The sequence below is a fragment of the Gryllotalpicola sp. CP2-P1 genome (assembly GCF_057512245.1).
In genome coordinates this window covers 1-9,787 of the sequence record NZ_JBLRDT010000102.1, presented here as the reverse complement: position 1 = coordinate 9,787, position 9,787 = coordinate 1, and the positions used below count along the sequence as shown (strand labels likewise).

Annotated in this window: 10 protein-coding genes; 7 read left to right on the top strand and 3 right to left on the bottom strand. The window is 70.9% G+C overall.

The genetic code is table 11. The features are described 5' to 3' along the window. The 4 genes from ACM2XV_RS09315 to ACM2XV_RS09300 form a co-directional block, all read left to right on the top strand. The coding region (locus ACM2XV_RS09315) for an aldehyde dehydrogenase family protein (protein ID WP_487026731.1) at positions 1-929 on the top strand (929 nt) is incomplete at its 5' end. Positions 930-948: 19 nt separating this feature from the next. After that, complete coding sequence (locus tag ACM2XV_RS09310) at positions 949-2,343, top strand: aspartate ammonia-lyase (RefSeq protein WP_344773099.1); 1,395 nt, start codon at positions 949-951, stop codon at positions 2,341-2,343. Between the two features lie 93 nt (positions 2,344-2,436). After that, a complete protein-coding gene (locus ACM2XV_RS09305) occupies positions 2,437-3,333 on the top strand; it encodes an alpha/beta fold hydrolase (RefSeq protein ID WP_487026730.1) in 897 nt (298 codons plus the stop codon). Beyond that, a complete protein-coding gene (locus ACM2XV_RS09300; protein ID WP_487026729.1) occupies positions 3,330-4,235 on the top strand; it encodes an alpha/beta fold hydrolase in 906 nt (301 codons plus the stop codon). The genes ACM2XV_RS09305 and ACM2XV_RS09300 overlap by 4 nt, the downstream gene beginning before the upstream one ends. Here ACM2XV_RS09300 and ACM2XV_RS09295 read toward each other — a convergent pair. Next, complete coding sequence (locus ACM2XV_RS09295) at positions 4,222-5,016, bottom strand: glycosyltransferase family 2 protein (RefSeq protein ID WP_487026728.1); 795 nt, start codon at positions 5,014-5,016, stop codon at positions 4,222-4,224. The two genes, ACM2XV_RS09300 and ACM2XV_RS09295, sit on opposite strands and share 14 nt — an antisense overlap. A gap of 51 nt (positions 5,017-5,067) precedes the next feature. Between ACM2XV_RS09295 and ACM2XV_RS09290 the strand changes: the two genes are divergently transcribed. From ACM2XV_RS09290 to ACM2XV_RS09280, 3 genes are all read left to right on the top strand, one after another. Then, entirely contained in the window at positions 5,068-6,450 is a 1,383-nt protein-coding gene (locus tag ACM2XV_RS09290; RefSeq protein WP_344773091.1) for an FAD-binding oxidoreductase, read from the top strand. A gap of 7 nt (positions 6,451-6,457) precedes the next feature. Next, on the top strand, positions 6,458-7,630 hold the full coding sequence (locus tag ACM2XV_RS09285) for a PrsW family intramembrane metalloprotease (protein WP_487026727.1): 1,173 nt from the start codon (positions 6,458-6,460) through the stop codon (positions 7,628-7,630). 186 nt (positions 7,631-7,816) lie between these two features. Continuing rightward, complete coding sequence (locus tag ACM2XV_RS09280) at positions 7,817-8,191, top strand: FKBP-type peptidyl-prolyl cis-trans isomerase (protein ID WP_344773087.1); 375 nt, start codon at positions 7,817-7,819, stop codon at positions 8,189-8,191. Between the two features lie 56 nt (positions 8,192-8,247). Here the strand turns inward: ACM2XV_RS09280 and ACM2XV_RS09275 are convergent, their stop codons facing one another. Continuing rightward, positions 8,248-9,594, bottom strand: a complete 1,347-nt coding sequence (locus ACM2XV_RS09275) for an MFS transporter (RefSeq protein ID WP_344773085.1) — start codon at positions 9,592-9,594, stop codon at positions 8,248-8,250. Positions 9,595-9,603: 9 nt separating this feature from the next. Continuing rightward, on the bottom strand, positions 9,604-9,787 hold a 184-nt coding region (locus ACM2XV_RS09270; protein WP_487026726.1), incomplete at its 5' end, for an SGNH hydrolase domain-containing protein.

Genomic DNA, 9,787 nt, shown 5'->3' with positions numbered 1-9,787 from the left:
TCGTGCCCCGCTACCTCGACCAGACCGCGGTTGCCGTGGTCGAGGGCGGCGTGCCCCAGACCACCGAGCTCCTCGCGCAGCGGCTCGACCACATCTTCTACACGGGCAACGGCGCGGTCGGCCGCATCGTGCTCGAGGCGGCGGCCAAGAACCTCACGCCCGTCACGCTCGAGCTGGGCGGCAAGTCGCCCACGTACGTCGACGACACGGTCGACCTGGATGCCGCGGCGGCGCGCATCGTCTGGGGCCGCTTCCTGAACGCCGGCCAGACCTGCATCGCCCCCGACTACGTGCTCGCGACCGAGGCCGTGCAGCAGAGACTCGGCCCCCTCATCGCCACGTGGATCGCGCGGTATTTCGGCGACGATCCGAAGCAGAGCCCTGACTTCGGGCGTGTGATCAACGACCGGCACTTCGAGCGGCTCTCGGGGCTGCTCGGCGCGGGTGAGCTGGTCAGCGGCGGCGAGACCGACGCCGCCGAGCGCTACATCGCCCCGACCGTGCTGGCGGGCGTCGCCCGGGACGCGCCCGTCATGCAGCAGGAGATCTTCGGCCCGATCCTTCCGTTCGTGACCGTCGACGGGCCGAGCGACGCCATCCGCTTCATCAACGCCCACGACAAGCCGCTCGCGCTCTACGTCTTCAGCGAAGACGCGCGCACGCGGCGCCGCTTCCTGACCGAGACCTCGTCGGGGGCGCTCGGCTTCGGCATCCCGCTCGGCCACATCGGCGTGCACGGGCTGCCCTTCGGCGGCGTCGGGGCGAGCGGCGCAGGCGCCTACCACGGCCGCAGGTCGCTGGTGACCTTCAGCCACGAGAAGGCGGTGCTCAGCAAGCCGCTCAAGCCCGACACGATCCAGCTGATCGCACCGCCGTACACCCCCGCTCGCGAGAGACTGATCCGCAGAGTGCTCGGCAAGCTCAGCTGAGCAGGAAAGGGCAGGTGTCGTGCGCACCGAGACCGACTCGCTCGGCGAGCGTCAGATTCCCGACGAGGCGTACTGGGGCATCCACACCGCCCGCGCCGTCGACAACTTCCCCATCAGCAAGCGGCCGATCTCGGTCTATCCCGAGCTCGTCGTCGCGCTCGCCTCGGTCAAGCAGGCGGCGGCGCGCGCGAACCTCGAGCTCGGGGTGCTCTCACCCGAGAAGGCCGCGCTGATCGACGCGGCGTGCGCCGAGGTGATCGGCGGGCGGCTGCACGACCAGTTCATCGTGGGCGTGATCCAGGGCGGTGCCGGCACGTCGACCAACATGAACGCCAACGAGGTCATCGCGAACCGCGCGCTCGAGCTGGGCGGCCACGCCAAGGGCGACTACGGGTTCCTCAGCCCGCTCGACGACGTCAACCGCAGCCAGTCGACCAACGACGTGTACCCCACGGCGATCAAGATCGCGATGATCTTCTCCCTGTCGAGCATGCTCGGCGAGATGCGCGCACTGCGCGACGCGTTCGCGGCGAAGGGCGGCGAGTTCGCGCACGTGCTCAAGATCGGCCGCACGCAGTTGCAGGATGCCGTGCCGCTCACGCTCGGGCAGGAGTTCCACGGCTGGGCGACCACGATGTCCGAAGACATCGACCGCATCACCGACACGCTGCCGCTGCTGTCCGAGATCAACCTCGGCGCCACCGCGATCGGCACGGGCATCAACGCCGACCCGCGCTATGCGGCGGCGGTGCGGCGGCACCTGTCCGAGATCGCCGGACTCGACCTGGTGACCGCGACCGACCTCATCGAGGCCACGAGCGACACCGGGGTGTTCATGACCTTCTCATCGGCCCTCAAGCGCGCCGCGGTGAAGCTGTCGAAGATCTGCAACGACCTGCGGCTGCTGTCGTCGGGGCCGCAGGCCGGGCTCGGCGAGATCAGCCTGCCGCCGAAGCAGGCGGGGTCGAGCATCATGCCGGGGAAGGTGAACCCCGTCATCCCCGAGGCGGTGAACCAGGTCGCGTTCTCGGTCGTCGGCGCCGACACGACCGTCACGATGGCGGTCGAGGCGGGGCAGCTGCAGCTGAACGCCTTCGAGCCCGTCATCGCGCATTCGCTGCTGCAGTCGATCACCTGGATGCGGCAGGCGTTCCTCACGCTCCGCGTCAACTGCGTCGACGGCATCACCGCGAACGAGCAGCGGCTCGCGGCGATGGTCGGCTCGAGTGTCAGCGTGGTCACCGCGCTCACGCCGTTCATCGGCTATCAGGCATCCGCCGCGCTCGCGAAGACCGCCCTGCTGACGGGGCGCAGCATCGCCGACCTCGTGGTCGAGTCGGGGCTCATGACGCGCGAGCAGGTCGAGATCGAGCTCGCGCCCGAGCGGCTCTCGGGGGCGTCTGCGGGGGAGTGAGAGCGGCCGCGGGAATGCGGCGCATGCGGGCGCGGTTGACGCACGTCGGCACGGTGATGAGTGGGATCCGTGTGGAAGAGCAGAATGTCAGCTATGGAAACGGCCGTCGAGACCCGCGGGCACGCCGCGCGACTCGATGCCCTGCTGCAGCCCATCGACTGGTCGCAGCCCGATCCGCGCGCGACGGCCTTCCGCTTCGAGGCGCCCAGCGGCACCCTCGCGGCGTGGTCCATCGGCGACCCCGCCAACCCCCGCGTCGTGCTCGTTCCCGGCGCGACCGGCTCCAAAGAGGACTTCGTCCTGCTCGCCCCGCCGCTCGTCGAAGCCGGCTACTTCGTGCAGTCCTACGACCTCGCCGGGCAGTACGAGTCCGCGGGCGCCGGCCCCTCGGCGCGAACCGGCCGCTGGGACTTCGCGCTCTACCTCGCCGACTTCATCGCGTTCCTCGAAGCGGGCGAGCCGGCCCACGTGCTCGGGTACTCCTTCGCCGGCATCCTCGCGCAGCTCGCGCTCGCCGGCCGCCCCGAGCTGTTCCGCAGCCTCACCCTGCTCACCAGCCCGCCCCTCACCGGCAACGTCTTCCGCGGCGTCAAGATCGTCGGGCCGTTCGCGCGGTTCGCATCGCCGCACGTCGGCGCGGGGCTGATGATCTGGGGCATCCAGACCAACAAGAACGGCGTCGACGAGCGCCGGCTCGAGTTCGTGCGCGCACGCCTGGCCGTCACGCGCCGCGAGAGCGTCGACGACATCATCGCGCTCATGATGAACACACCGGATGTCACGGCTGCGGTCGCCACGGCCGGGGTGCCCCTGCTCGTCGCCACGGGCCAGCACGACCTGTGGTCCGTCCGGCTGCACGCTGAGTACGCCGATAGGATCGGAGCCGAACTCGCTGTCTACCGCACGGGTCACAGCCCGTGCGAGACGACCCCCAACCAACTTGCGCTGGACATGGTCGCGACCTTCCGACGCGCGGAGCAACTCGCATGAGCCTTCCCACGACCGCCGAGTCCGCCTACGGGTTCGACGAGGCGCTGCCCTCGATCGACTGGTCCGTCGCACCCGAGGGGACGCGCGCGTACCGCTTCGCGGCGCCCAGCGGCTCGCTCGCCGCGTGGGATCTCGGCGACCCCGAGGGCGAGCGGGTCGTCATGGTTCCCGGCATCACCGGCTCGAAAGAGGACTTCGCGCTGCTTGCGCCGATCCTCGCGAGCGAGGGCTACTTCGTGCAGAGCTATGACCTGCCCGGCCAGTACGAGTCCGCCGACGCGGGCCCCGCGGGCGCCGACGGCTGGAGCTACGAGCTGTTCGTCGACGACATGATCGCGTTCCTCGAGGCGGGCAGCACGCCCGCCCACCTGCTCGGCTTCTCGTTCGCCGGAATCGTCGCTCAGATCGTGACCGTGCAGCGCCCCGAGCTGGTGCGCACGCTGACCCTGCTTGCGACCCCGCCCCTCGCGGGCCAGGTCTTCGGCGGCATCCGCTCGGTCGGCTGGATCGCCCGGCTGCCGTTCTTCACCAAGCATTTCTTCGGCGGGGTGATGATCTGGAACGTCCGCACCAACTTCAGCAAGGTGACCCCGGAACGGCTCGCGTTCGCGAACGCGCGCCTCGACCACACCCGGCGCGAGAGCGTCGACGGCATCGTCGGCCTCATGATGAAGACCCCCAACCTGTACCGGCCGCTGCGCGAGTCCGCGATCCCGAAGCTCGTGGTCGCCGGCGAGCACGATCTGTGGCGGGCCAAGCTCTACCGGCGCTTCGCGGGTCGCATCGGCGCCTCGGTCGCGGTCTACGCCACCGGGCACAGCCCCTGTGAGACGACCCCGCACCAGCTCGCGCTCGACATGGTGCAGCTGTTCCGCACCAGCGAGAAGCTCAGCGCGCGCTGAGCTCGCCGCTCTCCTCCGGCTCGCTCGGCTGCTCCCGGCCCGCTGCGCGCTCCGCCGTCCAGTCGCGTCGCACCGCGCGCCGCGCCCACGGCGACGCCTCGGGCCAGTGCTCCGCGAAGGTGTGGTAGGCCCAGGCGAGACGGCGCCCGATGCCGCGCCAGCTCTCGAGCGGGCGCGCCGACACCCCGACGCGCAGGCTCTCGTCGTAGCGCACGACGACATCGGGCGGCAGGTGCAGGGACAGGTCGAGGTCGTCGTGGATGCGGGGGTCGTCGCGGTGCACGAGGTCGCTGACCTGCGCCCACACCGACGACCTCATCACGAAGTTCGACCCGAAGATCGGCGGGCCGCCGAGCCACGGCCCCACGATGTGGAAGTACGCGGGGATATAGAGGTGCTCGCCGAGCCAGTTCGCCCAGGCATGCGGGCCGTAGAAGGCGCCCGGCCCCGTGAGCACGCCGATGCTCGGGGACGCCTCGAACTCCGCGACGACGCGCTCCGCCCAATCGGCCGGCGGCCGGGAATCCGCGTCGATGCGCGCGATCAAGTCGGTCGTGGCGGCGTCATAGCCCGTCGCCGAGGCCGACATGATGCCGCGGCGGGGCTGGAACAGAACCCGAGCGCCGCCCTGGCGAGCCACCTCTGCGGTGGCATCCGTGCTGCCGTTGTCGACCACGATGACCTCGTCGACGGGCCGGGTCTGCCCGGCCAACGCGGCGAGCGCGTGACGCAGCATGTCGGCGTCGTCGAGCGCGGGGATCACGACAGTGAGTGTGCTCACGCGATGATCTCCTCTCCACCCTCCATGTTAAGTCGGCAATAGCATCGGGGCATGGATCTCCTCGCCCGACTGTCCGCCGAGCTGGGCGAGGCGGTCACCGTAGACCCCGCCCGTCTCGACGCCGTGCGTACCGACAAGTCAGGATTCCTCGCCGCCGGCACCCCTCTCGCGCTGGTCGAGGCCGAAAGCATCGAGCACGTGCAGACGACCCTCCGGCTCGCGAACGACGCGCGTGTCGGCGTCGTCCCGCGCGGCACGGGCACCGGGCTGGCCGCGGGAGCCGTGGGAGACACGGGAGTCGTCGTCCTCTCGGTCGCGAAGATGAACCGCATCCTCGAGATCGACCCGGCGAACGAGCTCGCGGTCGTCGAGCCGGGGGTCATCAACGCCGACCTCGATGCGGCCCTCGCCCCGTTCGGGCTCTGGTACGCCCCCGACCCGGCGAGCAAGGCGATCTCGTCGATCGGCGGCAACATCGCGACGAACGCGGGCGGCCTGCTGTGCGCCAAGTACGGCGTCACGCGCGAGGCGGTGCTGGCCCTCAAGGTGGTGCTCGCCGACGGCCGCCTCATCGAGACCGGCCACCGCACCGTGAAGGGTGTCACGGGCTACGACCTCACGGCGCTGTTCGTCGGCTCCGAGGGCACGCTCGGCGTCGTCGTCGAGGCGACCGTGCGCGTGCTGCCCCGGCCCGCCGGCGATGTCGTCACGATCGGGGCCTTCTTCCCCCGGGTGCGCCAGGCAGCCGCCGCCGCGACCGCGGTCGTCGGCGCCCGGCTCCGCCCTGCGGTCATGGAGCTGGTCGACGCCCAGGCGCTCGACGCCGTGCGCGAGTACCTGGGCGACGCGGTGATCCGCGACGCGATGGGGCCGGCGGCCGGCGACGGGTTCCTTCTCGTCCAGTTCGACCAGTCGCCCGCCGCCGACACCGTGCTGCGCGCCGTCGAGCTGATCGAGCAGGCGGGCGGGCAGGCGCGCGTGTCGACGGATGCCGCGACGGGCGAGCAGCTGCTGGGCATCCGTCGCGCCTTCCACCCGGCTCTCGCGGCTCGCGGCGAGGTGCTCATCGAGGACGTCTCCGTGCCGCGCTCGCGCCTCGCCGACGCCTTCGACGCGATCGCGGAGATCTCGCGCGAGTACGGCGTGCGCATCCCGACCGTGGCCCACGCGGGCGACGGCAATCTGCACCCGAACTTCGTCATCGAGGGCGGGGTGCTCACGCCGAAGGTCCGCGCGGCGGCCGACGCGATGTTCCGCGCCGCGCTCGAGCTCGGCGGCACCCTCACGGGCGAGCACGGCGTCGGCATCCTCAAACGCCACCACCTCATCGACGAGCTCGGCCCCGACTCGTATGCTCTACAGCGCCAAGTGAAGGCCGTCTTCGACCCCCGGGGCATCCTCAACCCGGGCAAGGTGTTCGAGACCATCGAATGAGGTTCCGATGAACGCCGCCGACCCCTACGCGCCGCCGACCTCGGCGACGGGGCCGATCTCGTCGGTCATGCCCGCCCTGGCGCGCCGGCCGCGCAACGCGCCCATGGTCGCCGCCGTCACGATCGGCATCGCCGTGTGCGCGATGGCGGTGCTCTGGGTCGTCTCGTACCTGGTGAGCGTGCTCGGCGTCGGCGGGGTCGTGCTCAACGGGCTGATCGCCCTGGTGCCGCTCGTCGCGGTGCTCGCCGTGGTGCGCTGGGTCGACCGGTGGGAGCCTGAGCCGTTCGTCGCCCGGGTCTTCGCGTTCCTCTGGGGTGCGGGGGTGTCGATCCTGACGGCGCTCATCGTCGACGAGACGCTCAACGTCTACAGCCATCACCTCGGCGTGAGCCGCACGCAGTTCTTCATGATCACGGTGCAGTCGCCTGTGGTCGAAGAAGTCGCGAAAGGCGTCGGCGTGCTGCTGATCTTCCTCATCGCGCGGCGCACCTTCGACGGGCCCGTCGACGGCGTCGTCTACGCCGCGACCATCGCGGCGGGCTTCGCCTTCGTCGAGAACATCCAGTACTTCGGCCTCGCGCTGCGCGACGGCGGCGACAGCGACCTGGCATACACCTTCTATGTGCGCGGCGTGCTGTCGCCGTTCGCGCACTTGACCTTCACCTCCTGCACGGGAATCGCGCTCGGCACCGCCGCCCGCGGCGGCCTGCGGGCGGGGCGCACCGCCGCCCTGTTCCTCGGCGGTCTCGCGCTCGCCATCGTGCTGCACGCCGGCTTCAACCTGGGTTCGGCCCTGAACGAGAACGGCGCGTTCTTCTTCTACCTGATCGTCGAGCTGCCCATCTTCGCGCTCGTCGCCGTCTTCGTGCTGCTCGCGCGGCGCCGGGACGCGCAGCTGACCTACCAGGCTCTGACGCTCTACGCACGCGCCGGCTGGTTCACCCCCGCCGAGGTCGATCTGCTCGGCACGAGCGGGGGCCGCCGGCAGGCCAGGCTGTGGGCCAAGGGGAGGGGCCCGCGAGCGCGGCGGGCGATGCGGCGCTTCATCCGCGATGCGACGCAGCTCGCCTACTCGCGCCAGCGCATCCAGAGCGATCACGGCAGGGCGCGTGCACAGCGCGACGAGGTGCGGCTGCTGCGTGCCGTGACCGAGGATCGTCAGCGCGTGCTCACCGGGTGACGGGATGCCGGGGCGGCGCCCGCCGCACATGAAAACTCGCCGACCCTGGTGCGGCTGTGCCTGCAACGCGAGACGTCGGCGAGTTCCTGCCCCCATTGTCCCGCGCGGGCCGCGAACAGGCAATACCGGCTGGGCATCCGCTGATCGCTTTGCATCGGCGACGGGGCAACCGCTTTGATGGACGACATGGCAGATACCGAAAAGACCAAGCCCGAGATCGAGGCCCCCGAAGGTCCCGCTCCCACCGAGCTCGAGATCGTCGACCTCGAGGTCGGCAGCGGCGCAGAGGCCGTTCCCGGTGCCACGGTCGACGTGCACTACGTCGGCGTGGGCTTCGACAGCGGCGAGGAGTTCGACTCGTCGTGGAGCCGCGGCCAGTCGATCCAGTTCCCGCTGCGCGGCCTCATCGCCGGCTGGCAGGAAGGGATCCCGGGCATGAAGGTCGGCGGTCGCCGCAAGCTGACCATCCCGCCGCACCTCGCGTACGGCCCCGCCGGCAGCGGTCACCCGCTGGGCGGCCAGACGCTGATCTTCGTCATCGACCTGCTCGGCGTGAAGTAGCCCGTTCCCGAGCTCTGCGTGTGCCCGTTCCCGGTCTGGGAACGGGCACACGTCGTTCAGGGCACGGGGTGCGCGGCGTCGTAGTGCCGGAACGAGCGCTGCGTGCGCATCAGCACGAAGATCAGGGCGACGATGAGGATGCCGCCGAGCACCGGCCCGGGCCAGAGGGCGACCGCGATGACGCTCATGAGGCCGATGTAGAGGTCGCCCACGCGCGGGCCGGCCGTCACGACGACGATGAACACGCTCTGGATGCGGCCGCGCATCGCATCGGGGGCGGATGCCTGCAGGATCGTGCCCCGGAAGATCGCGCTCACGTTGTCGGCGCCGCCCGCCACCAGCAGCGCGGCAGCGGCGGCGGCGAGCGCAGGAAGGTGCACGCCGTTCCACTGCTGCGACACCCGGCCGTGCCCCTCGAGACTCTGCACGAGCAGGACGAGCCCGAATGCGAGCATCGCGAAGCCGTAGACCGTGATGGCCCGCCCGACGGCACGGCCCTGCGCCCTCACCTGGCCGAGCGGCCCCGAGAAGACGCTCGAGAGCAGACCGCCGACGGCGTAGGCGGCGGTCAGCACACCGACCGTCACCGCCCCGCCGCCGATCAGCACCGCACCCGCGGCGGGGAAGAGCACACGGGGCTGGCCGAAGGTCATGGCGATGATGTCCGCGATGAACGAGGTGCGGATGTTGGCCGCCCGCCGCAGGAACCGCGCTCCCTCGACGAGCGATCGCAGTCCCGGGCGCTCGGCGCCGCCTTCCGGCACGATCGGCGGCAGCAGCACGACGGCCAGGAACGCGCAGGTGAACGTCACGACGTCGATCGAGAACGTCGGGCCATAGCCGACCGCGGCGACCAGGACGCCGGCGACCGCGGGGCCGACCGTGATCGTGATGCCGGAGGAGATGCCGTTCAGGGCGGATGCCGCGGGCAGCAGTTCGGTGCGCAGCAGGCGGGGAGTGATCGCCGTGTCGGCCGAGGCGAACACGGTGGCACCGACCGTGTTCGCCATCGTGAGCAGGTACAGCGGCCACACCGCCTCCGAGCCGGCCCAGGCGAGCGCGCAGATGCCGCCCGTGGAGGCCCAGGCGACGAGCGCCGAGATCAGCGCCACCCTGCGCCGATCGAACACGTCCGCGAGCATCCCGCCGTACAGGCCGAACACGACCATCGGCCCGAGCGCGAACAGGGCGACGAGCGAGACCGCGAGCGTCGACCCGGTGAGGTCGTAGATCTGCAGGCCGACCGCGACGACGGTGATCTGGCTGCCGATCCCGGCGATCGCATTTCCGCCCCACAGCCGTGCGAACGGCGGGCTCTCCCTGAGCGGGGTGAGGTCGACGAACAGTGAGCGGCGCGGCTTCTCGACGGCGGTGACGGGGGCGGGATGGTCCGGGTCGCTCACCGATCAAGGCTATGGCAGATAGGGCGCGAGCCGTGCTGCGAGCGGCGCCGCGAGCTTGCGCGCGTAACTCGCTGTGAGGTGGTGCGAATCGCGGTAGACGAGGGAGTCGCCGACGATGGCGGGGCAGCTGTCGGCGCAGAAATAGGGTGTCAGATCGATGAGCCTGGCCCGCGTCGTCGTGGCGGCGCGGAAC